Annotated in this window: 16 protein-coding genes; 4 read left to right on the plus strand and 12 right to left on the minus strand. The window is 34.2% G+C overall.

Annotated elements, in window-relative coordinates; genetic code table 11:
- Positions 1–42 precede the first annotated feature (42 nt).
- The 3 genes from WP_RS02940 (at position 43) to WP_RS02950 (ending at position 2,901) form a co-directional block, all read left to right on the plus strand.
- Complete coding sequence (locus tag WP_RS02940; RefSeq protein WP_007302022.1) at positions 43–573, plus strand: hypothetical protein; 531 nt, start codon at positions 43–45, stop codon at positions 571–573.
- A 433-nt stretch (positions 574–1,006) separates the two neighbouring features.
- Positions 1,007–1,879 (plus strand): IS982-like element ISWpi16 family transposase, encoded by an 873-nt coding sequence (locus tag WP_RS02945; RefSeq protein ID WP_007301954.1) that lies wholly within the window; start codon positions 1,007–1,009, stop codon positions 1,877–1,879.
- Between the two features lie 149 nt (positions 1,880–2,028).
- A complete protein-coding gene (locus WP_RS02950) occupies positions 2,029–2,901 on the plus strand; it encodes an IS982-like element ISWpi16 family transposase (protein ID WP_007301954.1) in 873 nt (290 codons plus the stop codon).
- A gap of 140 nt (positions 2,902–3,041) precedes the next feature.
- On the opposite strand, the gene rsmD is transcribed toward WP_RS02950, so the two are convergent.
- The 8 genes from rsmD to WP_RS02990 form a co-directional block, all read right to left on the minus strand.
- Positions 3,042–3,590 (minus strand): 16S rRNA (guanine(966)-N(2))-methyltransferase RsmD, encoded by a 549-nt coding sequence (gene rsmD, locus WP_RS02955; protein ID WP_007302024.1) that lies wholly within the window; start codon positions 3,588–3,590, stop codon positions 3,042–3,044.
- Positions 3,591–3,694: 104 nt separating this feature from the next.
- Positions 3,695–4,324: a WD_0853 family protein gene (locus WP_RS02960; RefSeq protein ID WP_012481862.1), complete on the minus strand. Its 630-nt coding sequence runs from the start codon at positions 4,322–4,324 to the stop codon at positions 3,695–3,697.
- On the minus strand, positions 4,308–7,562 hold the full coding sequence (locus WP_RS02965; protein ID WP_012481863.1) for a TrbL/VirB6 family protein: 3,255 nt from the start codon (positions 7,560–7,562) through the stop codon (positions 4,308–4,310). The genes WP_RS02960 and WP_RS02965 overlap by 17 nt, the downstream gene beginning before the upstream one ends.
- A gap of 81 nt (positions 7,563–7,643) precedes the next feature.
- On the minus strand, positions 7,644–10,544 hold the full coding sequence (locus WP_RS02970) for a TrbL/VirB6 family protein (RefSeq protein ID WP_012481864.1): 2,901 nt from the start codon (positions 10,542–10,544) through the stop codon (positions 7,644–7,646).
- On the minus strand, positions 10,541–12,913 hold the full coding sequence (locus WP_RS02975; RefSeq protein WP_007302028.1) for a TrbL/VirB6 family protein: 2,373 nt from the start codon (positions 12,911–12,913) through the stop codon (positions 10,541–10,543). The genes WP_RS02970 and WP_RS02975 overlap by 4 nt, the downstream gene beginning before the upstream one ends.
- A gap of 17 nt (positions 12,914–12,930) precedes the next feature.
- Positions 12,931–15,507 carry a TrbL/VirB6 family protein gene (locus WP_RS02980; RefSeq protein WP_007302029.1) on the minus strand — a complete coding sequence of 859 codons (2,577 nt, stop codon included), beginning with the start codon at positions 15,505–15,507 and terminating at the stop codon, positions 12,931–12,933.
- A complete protein-coding gene (locus WP_RS02985; protein WP_007302030.1) occupies positions 15,500–17,905 on the minus strand; it encodes a VirB4 family type IV secretion/conjugal transfer ATPase in 2,406 nt (801 codons plus the stop codon). Before WP_RS02985 ends, WP_RS02980 begins: the two co-directional genes overlap by 8 nt.
- Positions 17,906–17,914: 9 nt before the next feature.
- Entirely contained in the window at positions 17,915–18,211 is a 297-nt protein-coding gene (locus WP_RS02990; protein ID WP_006015054.1) for a type IV secretion system protein VirB3, read from the minus strand.
- Positions 18,212–18,275: 64 nt separating this feature from the next.
- On the opposite strand from WP_RS02990, the gene WP_RS02995 reads away from it, so the two are divergent.
- Complete coding sequence (locus WP_RS02995; protein ID WP_007302031.1) at positions 18,276–19,853, plus strand: lysine--tRNA ligase; 1,578 nt, start codon at positions 18,276–18,278, stop codon at positions 19,851–19,853.
- A 588-nt stretch (positions 19,854–20,441) separates the two neighbouring features.
- Here the strand turns inward: WP_RS02995 and WP_RS03000 are convergent.
- The 4 genes from WP_RS03000 to WP_RS03015 all read right to left on the minus strand — a co-directional run bounded on the left by WP_RS03000 (position 20,442) and on the right by WP_RS03015 (position 23,758).
- On the minus strand, positions 20,442–21,167 hold the full coding sequence (locus WP_RS03000) for an ankyrin repeat domain-containing protein (protein ID WP_007302032.1): 726 nt from the start codon (positions 21,165–21,167) through the stop codon (positions 20,442–20,444).
- 175 nt (positions 21,168–21,342) lie between these two features.
- Complete coding sequence (locus WP_RS03005) at positions 21,343–21,921, minus strand: RlmE family RNA methyltransferase (RefSeq protein ID WP_007302033.1); 579 nt, start codon at positions 21,919–21,921, stop codon at positions 21,343–21,345.
- A gap of 75 nt (positions 21,922–21,996) precedes the next feature.
- The gene (locus tag WP_RS03010) at positions 21,997–22,512 is read right to left on the minus strand and encodes a PopZ family protein (RefSeq protein ID WP_007302034.1); all 516 of its coding nucleotides are present in this window, start codon (positions 22,510–22,512) and stop codon (positions 21,997–21,999) included.
- 10 nt (positions 22,513–22,522) lie between these two features.
- Complete coding sequence (locus WP_RS03015; RefSeq protein ID WP_012481865.1) at positions 22,523–23,758, minus strand: TolC family protein; 1,236 nt, start codon at positions 23,756–23,758, stop codon at positions 22,523–22,525.
- Between the last annotated feature and the right edge of the window lie 117 nt (positions 23,759–23,875).

Genomic DNA, 23,875 nt, shown 5'->3' on the forward strand with positions numbered 1-23,875 from the left:
TATACTGACAAGGTAATTATTTTTTATTTTTAGAGGGGTAATATGTCAAGTTTATTCAAGAATTTTAGTAGATATGCTAAGTTCGGAGATATTCCTAGAAAAAGCGTTGAAGGTAACGAAGTTCCACAAAATAGTTTCTATAAGTCCGTTTATTATATTAATAGTGTTATTGAGCCAGTGAAAAATGTAGCTTTTGGTAGTTTGAGGTGTCATTCTCTGACTTATCTTACTACTTATACATTAGCTAATATAGCCCTACAACCTTTATATCTAGCATTGGCGTATCTATCATATTGGCCGGCAAAAGGGTTAGCGAAAGTAACAGATGGTTGTGATCTTAAGTACAGTACAAAATCGTTGATAGATTATTCATCCATGTTGTCAGGTAAGGCACGTGTCCATAGTAGTGCATTAGCTCAGTTTGTTAACACAGTTTTGAGTTATGTTGTTAGTGCTGTTATTTGGTCTGCTGCGCTCGTTGTTACGCCACTCGTTTGGACTATTGATAAAGTAGCAAGTAAGTTTAGTGATGCAAACGCTGAAGGTGTTGGTAGTCCTTCTTTGTCAAAATAGATAGCCTACCAAGTGCATGTGAAACCATTGTATCTGTGTGGCAAAATAAAGTAGACGAGATAAAGACACCTATAGAAGCAAGAGGATGTCATGCAAGTAGCTGACACTGGCATCCCGATAGAATGTTGGGGAGTGTTAAATAAACTGTGTCAAACCTCCATTTTATCAATTTATTACTTTACTTCTCGGTTTGACACAGTTTATTTAACACTCCCTTTCGAGCGAGTTCTTTCAATCGAAACACTATATGTACGTTATCATCGTCAATTTCAATGCGTTGAACTAACTTTCTTATTATATCAAGTTTAGTTTCATAGTCTGCTTGATTAAGCTCTCTCAACCTCAGTTATGGATTAGAAAATAGATAAAAGTATAACTAAGAAGAGGGAAACAGGGTAAACTCGAGTATTTTAGTAATAATAAGAGGTTACCCATGAAGAAAGATATTACAGAACTGTACTGTTGCGTCGAGGATTTTTGTCGTGCGGTAGATGATAATTTTGCAAATAGGTTCTTATCAAACGGCAAAAAACCAACCAGAGTACCAGAAATAGCGCACTCAGAAATTCTAACCATAATCCTGTTATACCATAAATCACCATGTAAAAACTTCAAGGCTTTTTATCTTTGTTATCTTCAGTTATTCTATAGATCAGAGTTTTCAAAGCTGCCTTCATATCACAGATTTATTGCCTTAAAGCCGCGAGTTTTGTGGTATTTAGCATTACTTTTGCAATGGTTCTGTGAACAAGCGAAAATGACCGGCACTTCCTACATCGACACCTCTACGATTGCCGTTTGCCACAAAAAAAGGATCTCTAGGAATAAAGTTTTTAATCATCTAGCAGAAATTAGTAAGAGTACGTATGGTTGGTTTTTTGGCTTCAAGTTGCACTTAGTGATTAACGAAATTGGTGAAATTCAAGCACTTACCCTAACCAAAGGTAACGTTGATGACAGAAAACCTTTACCAACTCTCACTAAAAGACTGACCGGACTTTTGTTTGGAGATAAGGGCTATATAAAGAAAGAGCTTTTTGAGAAACTCTTCGATAGAGGCCTAAAGTTAGTCACTAAAGTAAAAAAAGGTATGAAAAACGCACTAATTTCACTTAAAGAGAAGATTTTATTAAGGAAAAGGTCGATTATTGAGACTGTTTTTGATTCCTTGAAAAACAAATTTGAGATTGAGCATACAAGACATAGATCGCCAACAAATTTCCTAATTCATGTTTTTTCTGTTCTGATTTCCTACTCCATGCAGTCCAAAAAGCCTTCTATTTCTATGCCTTTCTTTATCGGCTAATCCATAACTGAGGTTTTGAGTACCATCTTCATTTCTTTCCATACTGCTTCTTCTAACCTCAGTTATGGATTAGAAAATAGATAAAAGTATAACTAAGAAGAGGGAAACAGGGTAAACTCGAGTATTTTAGTAATAATAAGAGGTTACCCATGAAGAAAGATATTACAGAACTGTACTGTTGCGTCGAGGATTTTTGTCGTGCGGTAGATGATAATTTTGCAAATAGGTTCTTATCAAACGGCAAAAAACCAACCAGAGTACCAGAAATAGCGCACTCAGAAATTCTAACCATAATCCTGTTATACCATAAATCACCATGTAAAAACTTCAAGGCTTTTTATCTTTGTTATCTTCAGTTATTCTATAGATCAGAGTTTTCAAAGCTGCCTTCATATCACAGATTTATTGCCTTAAAGCCGCGAGTTTTGTGGTATTTAGCATTACTTTTGCAATGGTTCTGTGAACAAGCGAAAATGACCGGCACTTCCTACATCGACACCTCTACGATTGCCGTTTGCCACAAAAAAAGGATCTCTAGGAATAAAGTTTTTAATCATCTAGCAGAAATTAGTAAGAGTACGTATGGTTGGTTTTTTGGCTTCAAGTTGCACTTAGTGATTAACGAAATTGGTGAAATTCAAGCACTTACCCTAACCAAAGGTAACGTTGATGACAGAAAACCTTTACCAACTCTCACTAAAAGACTGACCGGACTTTTGTTTGGAGATAAGGGCTATATAAAGAAAGAGCTTTTTGAGAAACTCTTCGATAGAGGCCTAAAGTTAGTCACTAAAGTAAAAAAAGGTATGAAAAACGCACTAATTTCACTTAAAGAGAAGATTTTATTAAGGAAAAGGTCGATTATTGAGACTGTTTTTGATTCCTTGAAAAACAAATTTGAGATTGAGCATACAAGACATAGATCGCCAACAAATTTCCTAATTCATGTTTTTTCTGTTCTGATTTCCTACTCCATGCAGTCCAAAAAGCCTTCTATTTCTATGCCTTTCTTTATCGGCTAATCCATAACTGAGGTTTCTAGTATATCAACTCGTATTGATTTGCTGTTACACACCGTATTCCCACCAAAACGAATTGATTTTTTCTTTCAGTCCTCGGAAAAATCTTACTTAGCTTAGCTATAGATGTTTACAAAAGAAATTCAAGTGAGTGAAGAAAGAAAAATTATTTTTGCAATACCGTAGGTACGCTCCACAATTATATTGAAGTTTTTATTGCACTCAAAACCTTCATTTTTCCTCATTTCTAGAATTATTAACGCATTATCATTTAACCAGCCTGAGTGAGCTAACTCGTCTAAAGTTGAGTTAACCAGATTGATATTATAAGGTGGGTCCATAAAAACTATATCGCACTTTGAAATAGGTCTTGGTAATCCGTTAGCATTGCAACAAATTAACGTGATATCGTTCGTAATTCCAAAATCTTCTGCTGTTTTTTTAGGCAGTTGCAAATTGTAATAATCTGAATCTACCATGAATGCATGTTTAGCACCTCGAGAAAGTGCTTCAAATGAAAAAGAGCCACTTCCGCAGAATAAATCAAGTACATTTAGGTTATAAATAGGTTTTCTTGAAGAAAGTATACTAAATATTGCTTCTCGGACACTACTCATAGTGGGCCGTGCAGCTAAATTCTTGCCTGTAGTTATTTTTCTTCCACGATATTTACCCGCAATAACACGTAACATATAAAACAAGTTCGAAGTTAACTAATTATTTATAATACACATTTAATGTCAACATAGCTTCAGCAGTCTAATAGAAAGAAGTTTGCTTGTGGAGGAACGCAAGATCAATCGCTTTTCTTTGATTTATTTTCTATACTGATTGCACGACCAATCTCGTCTTGTAAATCATCATGGTTGTTTTTTTCATCATGACCCATCCCTTCAATTCTACTTTCTAACTCTAACTTAATTAAAGTATTGATTTTCTCTATACTATCGAGGAAATTGTGATACTCTTCATCACTATATTCCTCACCAGATGCTTTTTTTTCTATAAATAGATTTTTGAACCCTATTAGATCAGAACTCTGATCGGCATTCAACACAATATTTCTCTCTATAAAACTAAGATCTGATAGTAACAAACTAACCTCTAATAGATCTTCACTTTCAATGTTTGCAAGATTATCAAGATCGTCTAAAATAGAGAACATCTTAAGCTCCTTCTGTGCAATTTCTTTGTCTTCTTTGTCAAATTCTGACGATAGCCCTTTATCATCTATAAGTCTCTCATTCAGAGCTTTATTTAGCTTTGAAAGACTAACATCACCTTGCTTAGTGCTATCTAGTAACAAATCTACCCTCGCTCTGCGCGCATTTAAAACATCATTGTAATCGTTTAACTTGATATTACCATCTTCGTCTTGCTGAAGACCATAATAACTTAGCCCTTTGAAATTACGATTCTTCATCATTCTCTATGTTCTCATTCCTTTCATTATCTTGACGCTCTCTATCTTCTCCGGCACGTATAGCTTCTGTAGTGTTTTTTAGGGTTTCTGGTTCCGTACCTAATTTTCGATTTGATTGATTAGGCTTATTTTCTTTTGATGATTCATCTTCTTCTGGTTCTCTCTTGCGGCCAATAGTGTAGTCATGAAGCTTCTCAAGAAATTCCCGTCTATATGTTTTTGCTCTATAGAGTAGATTATGCTGGTAACCATCCTTTTCTCCTGTAGCAGGGTTAGTTCCTATAGAGTCGAGACCATGTTCCCAAGTAAACTTCATAGCATCTTCTATTGTATAGCCCAAATGTGATCCTACATATCCTTTATAATATTCTAAATATTTATCAATTCTTCTATGTGCAATATCTTCTTTATCAATTCCAAACGCCCTGTAGATTTTTTCCTCAAGCTTATCAACATCATTTTTAGGTGATGTTGCAAATTTTGTTGCTTCAATAGTAGCACCTACAAGCTTACGTGGCACATTAATAGCATATTTCAGCACACCCCCAACTCCTGGTATTCTACCTAGCAAATTAGCTGTACCTCCAGCTAATCTGTCCGGTACATGAGTAGCCCAATTACCTAAAGACTCTAGCCCTCCACCAATTTTATCTTGCATCTGTTGTTTTAATCCCTGCATTAAACCAGTCACAGGTGATGCTTGATACATACTAGATATATTGTAAACACCAAACCCACCACCGGCAATGCTTGAGCCCATCTGTTGTACAAACTCCTTCAAAGAAAACATCAAAAACGAAAGCAAGAACAATACAAAGATCTCTCCTGCGTTGATTAAATAACCTCTCTGTATGTCTTGCACCCTTTGGTAATCACTATCTTCTTTATAATTTTTGCAATCCTCACAATCTTTACATTTCTGACAGTATTCACTGTTGGAATCCTTATATAAATCATGAAGTTTCAGTATTCTACAACCTTGTTTTTTTATCGCACTCCGCACTAAAGATCTTATTTCATTAATTATTTCCCTATAACTATTGCATTTATTTATATCTTGACAGTAGCGTTTTATTATTTCACTAACATCACCTATCCTTTTCTCTATATTGTTGATCAGTAATATAATGTCAGCCCTCTCTGATGCATGAGATAAACTATTTGTTAAGCGTACTAGATCTTTTGCACTACAGCCATTACTAACTATCATATCACTTTCCGCAATATAGTGGTCTGCTGGATTATCTTTAGTTCCAGGAATTGGATTAAAGAAAGGATAATCTATATAACGAAAACCTTTATTAATGTAATCTGGTGGAAGAGGGATATATCCAGCGCCACCAGTAAACTTTACTGTACCACCTATTCTGCTTAGTTTTTCTATACCTTCTATATTCTTATCTACGTTCAATGTAGAAGCCTCTCCAATAGCATAAGGTACAAAAATTTGCCCTGGAGTCCAGCTAAAGTATTCTTTATCAATTATACAAAAACCACCAAATACCCATTTTGGAGCACATAACTTTATTTCAAGCCATTTATTATAGCACACAGTAAAGCCTAACTGTTTATAAAAGGTATTCATTATCATCGCAGCAAGTAATGACAGCAGGGTAAATATCATAATTGATTGCAAACAGAAACTAATACAGAATTTTATCCAACCCTCAAATAGACTTTTCAGTGGTGAAAATAAAATAGAGATTAGGAATAGCGGCATTATAGCTACAAGAAAAGCTATACCCATAAAACCAGAAAGGAATATTATGTAAGCATACATACACAGCAGGAAATATAAGACAATCCCTATAAAAATTGCCGGTATCATAAGGAGACTTGCCCACATTTGATAATGTAAAAATGCTGCAAACTTTTTCCAAACAGAGTAAGCAAAAAACTTATTAAACATATCCTCCATGAAGCTAAACAATTTAGCTTCATTTCCTTGAGCAACGTTTGAATTACCTCCGGTGTTCATGTTGGGAGCAAAATTAGTAATTATGCTTATCAATTGTTCAAGACCTTTAACAAATAAAACAAGAAAATGATCATAGAAAAATCTAAAACTTCCAGGAGATATAAGCACTATTACTAGAGTGATTTTCATCATTCTGATGAGCATATCATGCTTAGTTTCTCTTATCATTCCAAAAAGATAAAGAAGCGATGAAATCACTATAAATAGAACAAGCAAGGAAAGAACAAAATTGTGAAAGCTCGTACTTTTTTCAGCTATATTTTGAAATATCGCTTGTGCAGCTGCAGGATCATTGCTATCAAAATGCTTTTTACAATTTTCGTTAATCAATAATACACATTTTAGATAGTTATAAATGTAATCAAAAAATCCAAAGTTACTTGGTTTCTGCACTCCGCTCAAAAATTCAAAAGAGTAGCCACCTGCATTATCTAGATAATATCTATCTAATATCTTTACATATATTTTCCATCCTTTTTCTAACCTCACCGTATTACAACTCCTGTCCTGTAATGTGGTGTTATCTCTGTCTAAAGTAAAAAGCCCACTTCCATCTTCCGCTACGGAATTGTAACCTAGATGTACAGTAGGAGACTCAGGGTTACGCATGGATTTTAAATTTTCGTTAGGACTAGAATCGCTAGGCCTTTTAAATAAAAGATAAGCACCATGGCCGTTAGTAAACCAACATGGAGCACCACGTGATACTGTATTTGCGCTATCATCTTCATTAATGCACTTGCACTTTACAGTGCAACTTTCTTTAGGCTTACTTGAAAATTTTTGTATGCTAGGTTTATAATCATTACAAACTAAGTGAAAGTCAGGCAGACTGTTGTCACCTTTCCCTCTTTCAAATTTGGTTGCATATTTTAACTGCTCCAAACTTTCCAAACTATAACTACTTTGAGATTTCTTCTTATTACTATTGCTCCAAGATGTCCATGCACCATTTACTCGTACTACTAAACTATCTCCATTGGTTTCAAGGCCGGTATCCTTCCACTTCACTACTTGATTAGGGTGAAAACCATAATTGATTTCTCCGGTTTCAGGATCAATAGGTTCTCCACTTTCACCTTCTGGAAAAAACGCATCATGACCGATTGGAAAATGAGCACCAATTGCAATGGGTTCAGGACCAAAATAATCAGCAGATATACATCTTGGAAAAGGCATATCATTCTTACTACAACCTGTAACCAGAACACAGATTACCAAAATTAATAACCTAAACCAACATTTGCCTAAGCGTGATTGCATACCTAAACTTTTTCCAATACAGAATAAATTTCTAAAACCTTACTTCAAATATCTTTTTAATTAGTTACTCCATATATCTCATCAATCTTCCTTGACTTGTCCTTTTGTTTTATCAGAATCCTTTTGCTTATCTGGCTGGCTTAGTGTTTCAGATTTGCTCATTTCTCTGCCAGCACTCCCTTTCCCATCTGCTTGCTTTGGTGTATCAGGCAATTTAGCTTCAATTTTGCTACGATCTTTACTCATTCCCTGCTTGATGTTATGTATCATATTTTGGGTTCTATCATCAAGGCCAACAGTTGACAGCATAGCTTGTGATGCGCTCCTAGAAATATGACTAACACTTTGAGCAACTCCATAACCAGAGCTGAACAACGCCTGCGCCATAGTTTCTGATATAGAAACAAAAGCTTCCATTGCACTAGCAATGATGAGATATATAAATGCCTGGATTAGATCTATAGGTAATGCTGCAAAGTGCCCACCAGCCCTTTCTCCAGTACTGAGCGCAACATCAACACTAGTACCAGGACTATACCCAAGAGGTAATATTGATTTCATAAGACACAGATCATACGATAAAAAATTTACACTAATTAAGCATTGATAGCATGCAGAAAAATTTGTGAGGTTGTATAGAACTGAATACATTAACTGGTTTAAAAGAGACAAGGATGAAAATAAAATGACTGGTTGCAATGAAACATGAGCCAGCGTTTTTATCCAATTATCAAATAATGTTTTAGTTTGTTGAAATAGAATAAATACGATAAATAAAGGTGCCAATGACAATAAAAATGCCACTAAAACAGTAGATATTACATACTTAAACGTAGCACTAATAATGCATCTTAAAAACACAAAAGTAGCATAAAGTATTGCCAAAAATGCAATAAAGCCAAAAGGTCCTGATAGCATTAAAGATAAAAATTTCAGCCATGTTTCTCCTGTAAATAATACTCCGGCTGTTAAATCTAAGAATGCAAATTTTTTACCTCCTTCTCCTATATAGCCAGAAAAACTATCAACTAAATAAATGCTACCCTCAACAAAAAGCCCAGACAAAGTTGTACCAAAGAATTCCCAACTTCTATCACTAAAAGCAAAAGCTATAAATGCTATTTTGAATATTCTTATAATAAAATCGAATTTACTTAATTGTATTGTTCCAAGCATATAGCCAACAACAGTAAATATAACGTATAGAATAAGCAAAGCTCTTATTCCTTGTAGAAGCCCCTTTCTATATCCTTCATATGGAATTTTAATTCCGTCTTCACTCCCGTCTGTTATGAAATCAAAAATCTTGTTTACAGTTGATGAAATAAAATCGTTTATTTTTCTTTTTAAAAATAAATTTACTGTGTATTTGTTATCTTCATAATATTTGCTATCTTTGTCCGTAATATCATCTTTCTCTACGTTTTCTACATTAATACCAAAATATATTTTCTTAGACTCTTCATTTACCAAATGACTTCCATCTATTATGTAATAGTCTACATTATCCTCTGTTATTTTATCCAACCTCTTTACTTTTTTGAAATCATTAGTCTTTCGAGCAGATGGATCCCTTGGCGGATTATCACCTAAGTACACATACAATTTTTTACCACCATCAAAGTTACATGATCTAGTTACTTCAACATGATATCCACCTCTATGAAGTTGGTAGTTGCCATTACTTGCTATAGCAAGCATCACACTACTACCAGGTGTTATACCTTTTATTTTATAATCATGATTTAATCTCAGAGAGTAATCTTCAAATTTATAATTAATCTGTGAACATACATTATCTCCTTTCGCACCTTTCTCATTTGGAAAACATTGAATACCTTTAGCAATATCCTGATCATCAAAATCGCCAATTTTTGCAACAAGAGCTTCGGCCCAAGAAATATCTCCTCTGTCCTCTTTGAAGTTTAATTTAGAATTTGATATTAAATTAATGTCAATCTGCTTAGAATCCCTCTTATTTTCTTCAATCTTTTTTAGTTCATCCTCAATACGTTTAAGGTGAGAATACATGTCACATGTATTTCCTTTATCATACTTCTCATACCTTATAGAAGAGACGCAATTCTCCCCTATACCTTTTGCGTTGTAACATATATTCTGATAGTAACAATTAAGTTCATAAGAACTGTATTTGTTCAGCTCATTAAAATCACACCTTTTCCCATTACATAATTCATTCAGTCCTATTTTAGTTCGTCGTAGATCTAACAACGCACCATTTATCCATGAATTTTGAATATAATCCTTATTAAAATGTACCTTATTATCATATGGAGTGTAGCCATTGCCAACTAGCACTCTTCTTTTATTCATTTCTTCTTTATTCAGCGGCGGAAATTCTACTACAGTTCTTTTACCACTTTCTCCACAAAAGAACTTTCCTCCGTTTAGCATGTCTCTTATTGTAGCTCTATCTTTTTCATCCCCTTTTTCAGTTCTATAGCAATTATCATCAAAACTGATACCTTTTCCTTGTGGATTGTCATAATCAATCGTTATCTCTCTGGGAACTAAGCTAAAGCTTAACTTATCACCAGGATTTGCTTTAATTCCAGTATCTACATAACGTCTATTGCTATAGAATTCATTATTTCCAAAGCCTATATCCCCACATATTTCTCGTTCATCAAGACTAGCATTATCAGTTAACTTATTACTGTAATTTGGTATTAAATCATTAGCACAAAATACAGCGGGCACAAGTACTCTCTTTGGATTTTTCCCTTCTTTAAGAGGACAAAAATTTACTGACCCACCAAGAGTAAATTTGATTTTCTCATCCTTGCTAATTACTTGACCAGAATCAACCCAATGAATTTTAACTCCTTCGCCAGCTTCACGAACTGGAACATCTATACTGACACTAGTATTTCTGCTCTGCAGCCCAGGTTCAACACAATCCATTGTGCAGCCAGTAATTACAAGACATAGTATCAATAATAATGATTTTCTGCTCATCATTGATTTCCTGTGTTTGTCGGTATTTTAGGTGCTGATCTTTGAGCTGATTGTGGTATTTGAGGTCTTCGACTTGGTGTACCAGATTGCTGACCTGCTCTTCTTTGGATACTTTGTTCATCTAAACCTACTGTTCCCATTAAGCTTTGCTGATATTGCCTTCCTGGTTCGCTTGCCACATAAACACCAAACAACGAATCAGATATTGTTGAAGATGCCTCAACTAAAGCTTTCATAGCATGTCCCAAAATCACAAAAGCCATCATAGCTGTGATATTAGGTGCATGTTTGGAAGCATAACCATAAATAATACAAGGATTAAAAATCTTTAAGTTAAGATTAAGTATACATGTAGGACAGACCTCAAAATTAAAGACCGAATACACAATATAATCCATAACCTGGCTTATTAATGATATAAAAATTAAAAGCACTACCGGATGAATTGCAAATCTTGCTAAATTTTTGACCCAATTGTGAAACATCTGTCTAGTATATCCAAATAGAAGGCAAATAATAAAAAGAGGCGCCAAGGAAAGCAATAATGCAACTATTGCTATAGATGTGATAAAAGAAAATAAGGCGTTAAACATCGATAAGCTCACTGTTATCAAACCCCAAATCACCAAGCAAAACGATACAATACCCAAAGGACCGGAGAATATAAGAGATACTATTAGTAACACTGAGTGTGCTGATAAAAACCTATTGAGCGGTAAATCAAGAAATTCAAAAACATTTGATGTTGTACCTCTGAAATTTGCTATTTCTATTAACTGTTTTGGAGCATTAACAAAAATAGAAAATGCATTGTTATAAAAAAAACTCCAACTGTTATCGTTCAGCAATTGGGTAATAACTCCTATCTTTACACATATAATTAAAAATTCATATATAGAAGCATGAGACAATCCAAAAAAGTAATAAAGGGTGTATAAAACTATATATAATACTAATAACGACACTATTGTAGATCTGATGGTATTTGTTCTATTTGATGCTACAAAACTTTGATAAAGAGACTTCACAGGGCTAGTATCAGAGTGAATCGCGTTAGTGTCTTTGTAGCTAGAACCGAAAAATGCAGTTTTTACTTTTTCATCAAAAAAATTATATATCGCACTAAAAGTTCTTACAGGTGGCTCTTTAGTTGTAAGGTTAATACTAAACTGACCCTCATTTTTCTTATAATCACAGCCATGATCTCTTATTCCGTAATATATAGTGCCACTCTTGTCTTTTAGCTTTTTTTTTAATCTTTCCATATACTCAGTATTATGAACTTCACTGATATCCACAGGTATATCCCCCAGAATTTCACCAGGATTGTGCTCAGGAAACTTATCAGAAACATGTATATATAAGTTGTTTTTTAGACTATGGTTCTTCGTTACTCTTATATTGAAACCACCCTTGCCCTTACCATCACCTAAACTAAAAGTTAACTCTGGTTTTGGATGGTTACGATCTATCTTATGATCACAGTTAATACATATACCGCCTCCTGGAATGTGTTCAAATTCCTCATTATCCATGTGAACACGTAATAGTGTAATGTCAGTTTTTACCCGTTTTTCCTTTAATACGTTATCAATAATTTCAGCAATAACAGATTCACCTCTAGAATTTAAAGTATTGAATATCTCACCTTCTATACTATTGTATTCAATATATACGCAACCTTTTTCTCCGCTGCCGAAAGAAAATTTACATATACGTCCACAGAGTAAATTTAAAATGCGCGTATCTATCTTACTTGCACTGCTCTCTGAAAGCTTGCTACAGTCTACATTTTCCCCTTGCTGTTTTATAGAGTCGATGACATTTCTAATTTCCTCTCTTTCACTTTGATCTAATTCTGAAGACCAGTACTCTTTTCCATTTAACCATTGTGCATTGCCTATTTCATATTTATTAGGACATATTTCACCTTGACACTTCTCTTGATTTAAAACATGTGAAAAATACTCCTTTTCCCCTTCACCGCAATTTTCGTCAATTTTTTTGCAGGTGACCATGCCATTATTGTTTTTACACATTTTACTTCCAACAACACTAAAGCTTATCGCATCGCCAGCTTTAAGCGCAAACGGTAATGTAACGTTTCTTACTCCAGGTTCAATTGCAAAATCTTTATATTGCGAACAAAAATTAACCTTATTAGGTACTATATTAATCTCTGTTACTTTTATTTTATCCGAAATATAGACTCCAGAATCAACCCATTTCTGCTCTGTTGACACTATATCCAATTTCTCACGCAAGCCTGATGAATCTTCTGGCTTAATACACCCGCACCCAGATAATAAAAAGAGTATCACAAAACTTATGCATAGCTTAACCAAATTTTGGTTGCTCAAATGTTCAAACATCTGTTACTCACCTGCGCTCACTCTCCACCTGATTTTATAGATTCACTAGAGGAAGATCCCGATCCCTTATTATCATCTCCACCTCCTCCAATAGCCCCTCTTGCCTTATTTACAGCCGCAGCAGCAACTTGACCAGCACCTCCAGCAGCAGCTTTGGCAGCAGATAAAGCTTTATTCACCATTTGTGCAGGAGTGCTACCTGAACCAAGTGCTGCTCTGTGATTACCAGCAAGCTCAGCAGCCATGCCGGGAAGAACGTTTAAAAAGTGGTAAAAGAGGAATAATACTAAACACAATTTTAATAATTCTCCGATTAGAGAGCTGCCAAACTCCATGTATCTAAAGTCGAATAGACCAAGTATGCTGCTCTTTTTAAAGCTATAATTTTGCATCATACATGCGAGAGTAGTTTCATTTTTATCACATTCCCCATCTTTCAATTTAAACCACTGTTTTTTCTTACTATATGAGATTTCTGCTTGTTTCTTTTCATATGACTTGTCTGGTTGTTCATTTTTATATGACTCGTCCAGTTTAAAATTTAAATTTTTAAAATAGATTTTATCACATGCTATGAACATAAAAGATAGAAATGCAAAGAGGATAACTGGGTATAAACTGTAGGTAATTAACTCTTTTAGCCAACCATCAAAATATCCTTTAGTATGTTGAAACAAAACCATAGGAATGAATAAAGGCGATAAGATGATAATTACACTAAGCGCAACTAAAGATAAGATAAATACATAGCACATCCATAAAATAACCATCATCATCAAAATGGCCATAAATATACAGACAAGAGCTACTAAAATTTGTCCACCAGCGAAAATAATACCAATCACCGAACCTGCAACTAACAAGACAGGAGCAGCGCCAAGCAAGACCGCTAACGTTGCAACACCTCCAGTACCAATTTTGCCACCAATTCCATCTAAAGGGGCACCTAAATAAAATAAAATTCTGCAATCAAGCCTATCCCAAGGTGCAAGATAACTGTAGGATACCTTCTGCCCTGCACGATCGTATTCATAATCTTTACCTGCCTCATAATTACATATATTTTTACTCTCAGATGAAGCTTTAAGCACTATTTCTGATAAGCCGTTCGAAAGTTTTGTTAATTCCCCGTAATAATGAGACATAGTGCTACCTGTCGTAAAGTAAATCACTAAAGCGAATTTAATGATCAACATGTACATTTCTTGCGGACTACGCACTCCACCAGACATAACTTTTATAGAGAACAATATCAAAGCTAAAATTAAGATAGCAGTAACAGTGTTCTTCAGTCTTTTTTGTGCTACAGACAAAAAACTACCCTTAGCATGTCCATTTTTGTCTGTAAGTAAGTTACCACTTGAATCAATACCTGCCACTAAATTATCTAACGACTCCTTAATACATTGCACTATCATAGAAGTTATAGGAATAGGAGATAATGACTTACTTCCCGCTTGATTGTAGCAAGCTTCAGAGACATACTGGCTAAAACAACTGGCATTATTATAACCTACAAAAATTTTTCCCTCTCCTTTCTTTTCCCTTATAATAGTTTTGTAATCTTTGTCCTTATTTTTAGAATCATTAAGATCTTCCTCATATTCACCTGTACCATCTTTATTTTTGAATATCATCACAGATTTTTCACACATAGGAGCAAGTGGGTCAGGTGGCAATTCTGTGCATCCCATATCAACCCCTTGCGGCCAAGGAGTCATTTTGATACCAAGCATTCTCACACTTGCCAGCTCCACACACAATCTGTCCATTTTTTTTACTGCCTTGAATGTTGACCCATGTATGGTTTCGCTTTGTCCTGCTTTAAGAACTTTACATTCCAGATCACCATCAACTTTTGGAGACCATGACCCACCTTCATATCCAGTGTCCTTCTCTCTAACATCAAAGTCTGCTTTTATTGATGTATCTAACCAAAACAATCTGCTAAATGTTAAAGGATTTCTATGGCATACTTCTATATATTCACTGTATTGCACACCGTTTTTTGGCCAGTAATAACCACCAGTATTTTGGTCAGGTATGGAGTTTAAAATGCCCTTCTCTATTTTTCTACCTACTTCTATTGATCCATTTGCCCCATCAAAACATTTAAAATATTCATCTTCCTTTTGATAATTCTTATTTGTGCAATCTGAATATTTTGAGTATTCTGATTTTGAGAATTCGAAATCTTTATACTTTCCATCATGATCACGTGCAACTGGGTGTTTAACAAAACTATGCTCACAAACAACAAGTCCTCCTATCGCCTTCCAAACCCCAACAATTGCAGCTATCATTCCAACGATAACAAGAGCAGTAAATAAACCAGCAGAAGAGACAATCAAAACAATACCAGTAAATATTGCACCAATAGCAATTGCTATCCCAGCAACTGCTGCAGCTGTTTCAAACGCCTTACAGTCAGGATTAGAAGCACGACTAAAGCTGCCAGTAGAATTAAATCTGCTAACAAATTCCGTTTTGTCAGTACCACTTACTGTATCTGCAAACACTGGATACGAGAGCAAAAAATCTATATTTAACAAAAATATCGCAACTAACAGTAATGACAGTTTAGTTTTAAACATTTTTCACCTTTTGATAAAACACAGGCAACCACATCTTTGGATCATCTCCGACTTCTTTCAGTATATCATATAACAATAGAACACTTTCCGCACGTCCAGATAACACGTTGACCACATCATCCAAATCTTTCAGATCTATTCTAGCTACTACAGCATTAACTCCCTGCTTTACTAAAAAGAATCTAGTACTTGGATCTGTGTGTTTGATCAGTATGTACTCACGTTCAGTTAACATAAAAACATCTCGATAGACACTAGTAGCTTTCAGATTTGGCAAAAAAATTTGTGTTGCTGTCTGCTGTACAAGCGTATCACTAATAGCACTTTTACTTGCATCTTCAACACTCTGAGTAGCAAAAACCACAAAAGCATTTAACTTTCTCAGCACTTTCAACCAGTCTTTTATCTTAGGTGCAAAAACTGGATTATCTATTAACGCCCATGCTTCATCAAGAACAATAATGGATGGAGTGCCATCAAGCGATATACTAATCCTATGAAACAAATAAATCAAGACCGGCCCAAGAGCAACAGGATCTTTTAGCAAGCTAGCCATTTCAAAGCCAAACACTCTTGCTTTTGAAAAATCTAGCAAATCTTCTTTATTGTCAAATATTGCAGAATGAGAGCCATCATCATGCCACATAGATATTGCTCCAGCTAGAGTATCAGGGCCCGCAAGTCCTAAAAATGGTACAAGATTTCTCAAAAATCTGTCTTCTTTTTTTAATTTAAAATTTCCCTCAATTGCATCATTAATTCTAGCAATATCTTCTGAAGTGAATTTATCGTTGTACACTAAAATTAAAGATTTTATCCATTCCATCAAAAATGTTTTATTATCAGGAGTATCGTCAAGTTGCAGAGGATTAAAATTTGTCTTAGTTCTTGGTTCTATTATAGTATAGATACCACCAAGTGCTCTTAAAAAAATTTCTGCACCGCGATCTTTATCAAAAAAGAATATTCTTGGAGAAAATTTCATTGCTTGAGCACATAAAAAATTCATTAAAACAGTTTTGCCAGCACCTGTTGGCCCAATTATCATAGTATGTCCAACATCCCTTATATGAAAGTTGAAGAAAAATGGAGTGCCAGATGTTGTATCAAAAACTGTAACAGCATCTCCCCAGTGGTTATTGAATTTTTTACCAGTAGGATAATTATGTTGAGATGCAAAACCGGCCAAATTAAGACTACTTATTGTACCTTTTCTTACTATATAATCAAAATTACCAGGAATTTGCGCCCAAAATGCTGGTTCTAAATTAACCCTCTCACGAACAGGATAAACACCACAATTAGAAAGCTCCGATTCAACCAATGATAAAGCATTGTCCAATGATTTAGGGCTTTTTTCTATACATAAGATAGTTAAATGGTGTTCACCAAACGCAATTTTACCACTCATTGCATCATCAAGCGCATGAGAAATTTCTGCTATTTGAGAAATAGCTTTATCTGCAGATTGTATCATACGATTTTGCTGTATCTGCATTTTCGCAATTGCCATTTGCCTATTTGTAAATTGAAAAGACTGCGTGATAATAAATTCATAAGGAAGTTGTAAAAAAGAATCAAGCATTCCTGCGGAAGTATTATTTCCATATTCTTTGATACTAACTATTCCAGCATATTTACTTTCATTATGAGTCACAACCTGTATCATCTTATGGCCAAAAAATAACCTATGAACTGGTAAGTATCTTGATATTTCAGTTTTTAGTGGAAAAAGCGTATTTGTAACAAAGCCACAATTTACAACTCTAGACAGAAACTCCATTATTTCACAAAACAGTCCGTTTGGAGTTTCTTTTACTCCAAGGACTTTAGGCGAATAATTCCTAAGGCTTGTTACTATACGATTTGTCGTTTCCTCTAAATCTTCATAGGTATCACGCATATCACTTTCCCAAGCATGTTTTGAAGTTACATGCCCAAATTTTTTCAGTAGATGTGATAAAAATTCTACTCCCTTTGTATCTGCCCTACGAATAATCGTAATGTATAAATCATTAATAAAAGATTGCCTAGTTGCGTGTTTTTCTCTCCATTTTAGATTTACATGGTTAGCAAAAAAATTTGGTAAACTCTGATTTGCAAATTCATCAGAAAAAATATTTTTCTTACGTCTGATGGTATGAAAGTACAAACTAAATGCTGGAGATGAAATGCTTCTTAGCATCTGATTTCTGATATTATTTTGTATCACCAAGTCTTCATCATCGGCCGTTTCAAACGCAAAGCCATTTAATTTTATAAATTTAACTAACCAATTCTGCTTTGTTATCAAGGTTGTACTATTCCAATAGCAAGAATAAGGTATAAATTCGGCAGCGTGAACCTCTCTACTTAGAATAGATTTATTCTTTGATTGAATAGCTCTAAATCTCAACATTGCATAACATCAAGTAATGTCATAAGAATTGGCTCCATGATAAAACCGATTTAAACATTTGGAACATTTTCCCAACTTTACCATAAATAACTCAATAAACAACGGTTCCTTTGCAGAAGCTATATAGCCAAGTCCATGTATACCTGGTAACATCAGGAGAATTACTCTAAGATCATTTGTATTAATGAAAATTAGCATGCAAATTAGAACGTTTAATATTGCAAACATATAACTCACACCAAAGAGCATTGCAGGTCTTGTAAGACCTTTAAATAATTGATTCGTTTGTATGCTGCCAGTAGACATATCTTTAACCTTCTAATAAGAGCTCTAACACTAATACTACATCATTAATTAAAAATCTATTGAAATGAATAGCACTTTAGGTAAGATAATTAATTTAAATTCAATGATTATAAGCTGGCCATTTCAAGAAGCAGAAAAAATACTACAAGAATTCCCTAATAAAAAAGAGATAATATTTGAGACTGGTTATGGTCCCTCGGGTTTACCACATATTGGTACTTTTGGGGAAGTTTTTCGTACCACAGTTATTGCAAACGCTCTAAAAAAAATAGCTCCTAGTATAAAAACCAAAATCATTGCAGTTTCCGACGATATGGATGGTTTGCGAAAAATACCAGATAATGTACCAAATCAGGAAATGCTAAGAGAGAATCTGAACAAGCCATTAACCATGATACCTGACCCATTTGGCACTCATGAGAGTTATGGTCATCACATGAATTCGTTGTTGTGTAAATTTCTTGATTTGTTTGGATTTGAATACGAATTTAGGAGTGCAACAGAGTGTTATAAATCTGGCGTTTACGATGAAAAACTTTTACTCCTGCTGAAAAATTATGATAAAGTGATGGACGTAATGCTTCCATCATTTCGGGAAGAAAGGCAGCAAACCTATAGTCCATTCTTGCCGATATGCCCAAAAACTTCCCAAGTTTTACAAGTTCCAGTAATTGAAACAAATACAGATAAAGGAACAATCACGTATGAAGACCCAAACGGGGGAAAAATAGAAGTTCCAGTGACAAAAGGAAAATGTAAACTGCAATGGAAACCTGATTGGGGGATGAGGTGGTCTGCATTCGGAGTTAATTACGAAGCTCATGGAAAGGATTTGACTCCATCTGCTGTGCTTTCAAGTCAAATATGTAAAATACTTGGAGAAAAGCCACCGCTTTTGTTTTGCTATGAGTTATTTCTTGATAAAGAAGGAAAGAAGATATCAAAATCAAAAGGAAATGGTATTTCAATTGAGGAGTGGCTAACTTATGCACCCACAGAGAGTTTAGCGTTATACATCTTTCAGAGTCCTAAAAAAGCTAAACGTTTATATTTTGATGTGATACCAAAATCAACTGATGAATATTTAGAGTTTGCTAAGCGTTACAATGAGAGTGAAGAAAAGGATGTAAATAGCCCTGTATGGCACATCCACCAGGGTAAAGTTCCAAGCGTAGAAACTTCAGGCATAAATTTTTCGTTACTTTTAAACCTGGCAGCAGCTTGTAATGCTGAAAATAAAGAGATTCTTTGGGGTTTTATATCAACTTATGCACCAAACGTTACACCAGAAAGCAACAAAATGCTAGATAGGCTTTCGGATTTTGCAGTTAGGTATTATCACGACTTTATTAAGCCAACAAAAGCGTATAAAGCTTCAAACGAAAAAGAGAAAGAAGCGTTACTAGATTTAAAGAACAACCTACATTCCCTGCCTATTACAGCCACTGCTGAAGAGATTCAATCTCAGGTTTTCTCCATCGGAAAAAAACATAATTACAATAACTTACGCGATTGGTTTCAGTTGCTATATGAAACGCTGCTTGGCCAAAAAACCGGTCCTAGAATGGGATCTTTTATAAAGCTTTATGGGATAGATAATACAATCTCTCTTATAGAAAGTGCTACTGAACGTACACTTTAGAGTTTACCTTCTTTCATTTGAGCCCTCTAGTTTTATTACTTGACAAACCTTCCCACTTTCCTTATTATACTGATAGAGGTATTTATCCTTGTTTTTGGGCTCAACGACAAAATTCAGGTGTTTATTGGCAAATTACATAAAATTATAGCAGCTTTTTTTATTTTTTCTACATTCAGCCAAATCGCGCTTGTTAGCACATTATCAATTTACATTATTAAAACTAGCTATACGGGGATTCTTTTGTCTTTTTTTATTTAGTAAATTTCTTAATATTTGTAGCTAAAGTAATTTTAGAGAGCCAGCGCGTGACCAACCTGGTCAGTTTTCTGAATCCCAGTACTGGGATGACAAGAAGAGAGCTGACTTGAATGACACCAAATGGACACTGAGACAGAGGCTACTTGAATAATATTTCACCATGTCATTCCAGCACTTGATGCTGGAATCCAGAAGTTTTTTTGAGCACAAAAGTTATGCTAAGTTTTTCTTGGTAAGAAACCAGTGTCAGCTACTTGAATGAAACTATTTTGGATGAAAATCAGTGTCAGCTACTTGAAAAGGAAGAAGAGACTTCTTCCTTCTACTTAACTACACTGTTACACTTGACTTTGAAGAAATTTCTGATTGTAAATCAACTCCATTTAGCTTCTGACCAGGACTTGACTTTGCTTTTGCAATAGCGTCCTTTAACTCATCACAAGGCTTATACACTTCATACGTAATACCACCAGCAACAAGTCCTGTGAGTACAGCAGCAGCCACAGCTATCCCAGCCATAGCACCTACTGATAATGACACACCAAAAAAATATGCATAAGTAACTACTATAGCAGCTATACAAGATGCAATAATAAATATATGAGCACCCAAGTCTACTGCTTTCCCAATTGCTTTTTTAGTAAATATTTCTGCCAAATTTTTGTTACAACGACTTTTTACTAAAGGATTAGCACCGGCTTCTAATAGAGCTCTTACTATCTTGTGATGACCTTTATCAACAGCTATATACAAAGGAGTTTTTCCAGATCCATCTTGAAAATTAACATTTATACCTTTTACTTCTAATAGAGCTTTTACTACATTTTCTTGATTATATAGACATGCTACATTTAATAATGTTAATTCTTTTTTGTTATAATCATTATTTTTACTAAATTCATAATTCATATTAAAAGCTTTCTTCTCCCACTCTTGATAAGCAGGGAGGTCTCTTTTTTTTAGTTCCTCTTTTATTTTTTCAACTATGTTATTACCATTCAAATCATTTTCACGATTTACTATACTTAATATATGTTTCAACAATTCTAAATACATATCAAACTCTCCTATAAAAATAATAATATACTTTAATTATTATATATTTTAGTAATAAAGTCAAGAATTTAATTAATTATCATAAATATTTAAACAAGAAAAAGGGCTTTTGTGCGAGCGTTATTAATCTTCAGTTTAATAGGATAAGATTCGTCAACGTTTCTGTAAGTATATGCTATACAGAATAGTTGCCACCAATAAAGCCTAAACTTACTAAATACATTTCTGTAGATTCAGATCTACTTGACTTTGGTTTGAAGTATCTTACTGTTTTGAACATTTTTTTTAGCTCATTGCAGAAATCTTTATCAGACTCTCCTTGAAAAATTTTTACTACAAATTTGCCATCATGATTCAAAAAATGCTTTGCAAAATTGAGCGCTGCTTCGCATAAAAGCATAATTCTGATATGATCTAACGATTTTAAACCGCAAGATTCTGGTGCCATATCAGATAAAATTACATCAAATTTGTGATCCTTGAATTTTTCTCTTAAAATTTCAAGTTCGCTGATAATATCACACTGTATACACTCTACTCCACTAATTGCGTTTATTGGTTTTATGTCAACAGCAATCACACTCGCTCCTTTCTTAGATGCAACTTGTGACCATCCACCAGGAAAAGCGCCAAGATCAATAATTTTTTGCCCTTGTTGGAGTAGTTTAAATTTATCGTCTATTTCTATTAACTTATATGCCGAGCGCGATCTATAACCGTCCTTATTGGTTTTTTGCACATACTGATCATTCAAATGGCGATGTAGCCATCTTGTTGAAGATAACTTTCTACCTCTAGCTGTTTTTACTCTGGTCTTTATACTAATAACCTACTTATTATTGATTATATCTTTGAGCTCTTTTTCAACTACTTCTTTTACCAATGCATGTAGATACTTATTCAGCCACTCTGAAAGCTGAGGTTTTAAAAGAGATACAACTAATTCTTCAACAGTAAGATCCGCTCTTTTTTGTTGTTTATGCCGTAGTTCGCTTTGCATCTTTTCAAGCAATGTTTTAATTTCCTCCATATTTTCTTTTAAAACTAAATGCTCGTTACTTTGTTCTTGATAGCTCACTTTGTTATTACTCATTTGGATATTATCATACAAATTTTTCTCTTCTGAGTTGTAACTATTAAATTGGTTATTCATTTTCTCACTTTGGCAATTATTCTCTTCTTCACTATTTTCTTTTTCTTCGATGTCTTCTGGATACTCCTCTTCAAGGCATAATACGTCATCATCTTCATCTATTATTTCTGCTCTATCACCACTTGGATTTTTACCCGATATAGCTTTTTTTATATCTTCTAGTATATCTTTTACAGATTGATTATCGCTCATACCATTAAATTTAAAGGTTTATACTATTTATCATAAAAAGCAAGTTGTAAACACTAATTACATAATTGCTTTTTGCCTGAATTAGATCGGAACGTGCTTTAAATAGTTCATCTTCAGTATCCAAAAGATCAATTGTGCTCTTTAAATTTAAGTTTACTTCTTGCGCAACTCCTTCCAATGCTAAAGCTGCTGCTTTTTCTGCTTCTTGACTTGCTTTAATAATAGCTTTTGCTGTCAGCACGTTATTCCAAGCATTTATAACTGCTTGTTCTATATTTTTTACTGCTTCGTAATAATCGTAAGTGGATTGTTTTGCATCCATTTTAGCTCTACTAACACCAAAAACATTAACTCCTCTTTTAAAGATCGGAATATCAAGAGTAAAGACAACATTCACATTTTCTAGTAACGTGTCCAATTTTATATTGTCCTTTCCAAAATTTTTACTTGCGCTTAGATTCAAAGAAGGAAGCCACTTGGAACTTTCAGCAATCACTTCCATTCCAGCAGCTCTTTTTTGATAAACTGCTGCTTTTAGGGACAAGTTATTAGTTTTTGCTAATTGTAAACATTCATTTAATTCTGGTATAGAAGGTAGTTTACCATTAGTCTCGTGAAGATTATCAGCATCTTCACCAATTAAATGATAGTAAGCAATATTAGCGAGCTTTAATTCACCTTCAGCATCAACTCTTTTGGATATAGAAGATGAAAATTTTGCTTTTGCGAATAAAACCTCAGCATTAGTAACTTCTCCAAGAGAAAAGCGTTTTTTCATAGCTGACAAATGTTCTAAAGAAACACGTTCTTTATGTTCTCTCAGTTTTAATATTTCTGCCTTTTGTAAAACATTAACATATGCTTTCACAGCGCTGAGTGCAACTTCTTGCTTTGACTGCTGAAATCTAATTTTTGCTGCTTTAAGAAGATGACTTGATCGGCTAAATGTAGCAAAAGTGCCCCCACCGTCTATTATTCTTTGGCTTAATGTTAGACGCTTTCCAGAGTTTTGTCGATCGTTAATAATATTAAAATTACTATCGAAATTATATTGTAAATTAATGTCAGGTAAAAATCCAGCCAATCCAGAAGATTTCAGCTGTTTTTCAGCACTCTTATATTGGTAAAACTGAGACTTTATTTTTGAGCTGTTTTTGATAGCTTTGCTTATGGCTTCTTCCAAATCGATTGCATAGCAACCTATAGTACCAAAAGCAATTATAAGTATAATAATCAATCGAAACATTTTGCTTTCTAGCATGTTGTTTAAGTTATTAGCATAAATTACTTTAATAATCAATAACTAATGTTGTAACTAATGTTGTTGACACTATCAAGCAACTCAGTGTATCATAATCTACTG

It is taken from the genome of Wolbachia endosymbiont of Culex quinquefasciatus Pel (assembly GCF_000073005.1).
In the GTDB taxonomy this organism is placed as follows: Bacteria; Pseudomonadota; Alphaproteobacteria; order Rickettsiales; family Anaplasmataceae; genus Wolbachia.

Excerpts from the sequence above, each read along its gene's own strand:
- WP_RS02940 (WP_007302022.1), top strand. The coding sequence starts at position 43 with ATGTCAAGTTTATTCAAGAATTTTAGTAGATATGCTAAGTTCGGAGAT.
- WP_RS02945 (WP_007301954.1), top strand. The coding sequence starts at position 1,007 with ATGAAGAAAGATATTACAGAACTGTACTGTTGCGTCGAGGATTTTTGT.
- WP_RS02950 (WP_007301954.1), top strand. The coding sequence starts at position 2,029 with ATGAAGAAAGATATTACAGAACTGTACTGTTGCGTCGAGGATTTTTGT.
- rsmD (WP_007302024.1), bottom strand. The coding sequence starts at position 3,590 with ATGTTACGTGTTATTGCGGGTAAATATCGTGGAAGAAAAATAACTACA.
- WP_RS02960 (WP_012481862.1), bottom strand. The coding sequence starts at position 4,324 with ATGATGAAGAATCGTAATTTCAAAGGGCTAAGTTATTATGGTCTTCAG.
- WP_RS02965 (WP_012481863.1), bottom strand. The coding sequence starts at position 7,562 with ATGCAATCACGCTTAGGCAAATGTTGGTTTAGGTTATTAATTTTGGTA.
- WP_RS02970 (WP_012481864.1), bottom strand. The coding sequence starts at position 10,544 with ATGATGAGCAGAAAATCATTATTATTGATACTATGTCTTGTAATTACT.
- WP_RS02975 (WP_007302028.1), bottom strand. The coding sequence starts at position 12,913 with ATGTTTGAACATTTGAGCAACCAAAATTTGGTTAAGCTATGCATAAGT.
- WP_RS02980 (WP_007302029.1), bottom strand. The coding sequence starts at position 15,507 with ATGTTTAAAACTAAACTGTCATTACTGTTAGTTGCGATATTTTTGTTA.
- WP_RS02985 (WP_007302030.1), bottom strand. The coding sequence starts at position 17,905 with ATGTTGAGATTTAGAGCTATTCAATCAAAGAATAAATCTATTCTAAGT.
- WP_RS02990 (WP_006015054.1), bottom strand. The coding sequence starts at position 18,211 with ATGTCTACTGGCAGCATACAAACGAATCAATTATTTAAAGGTCTTACA.
- WP_RS02995 (WP_007302031.1), top strand. The coding sequence starts at position 18,276 with ATGAATAGCACTTTAGGTAAGATAATTAATTTAAATTCAATGATTATA.
- WP_RS03000 (WP_007302032.1), bottom strand. The coding sequence starts at position 21,167 with ATGTATTTAGAATTGTTGAAACATATATTAAGTATAGTAAATCGTGAA.
- WP_RS03010 (WP_007302034.1), bottom strand. The coding sequence starts at position 22,512 with ATGAGCGATAATCAATCTGTAAAAGATATACTAGAAGATATAAAAAAA.
- WP_RS03015 (WP_012481865.1), bottom strand. The coding sequence starts at position 23,758 with ATGTTTCGATTGATTATTATACTTATAATTGCTTTTGGTACTATAGGT.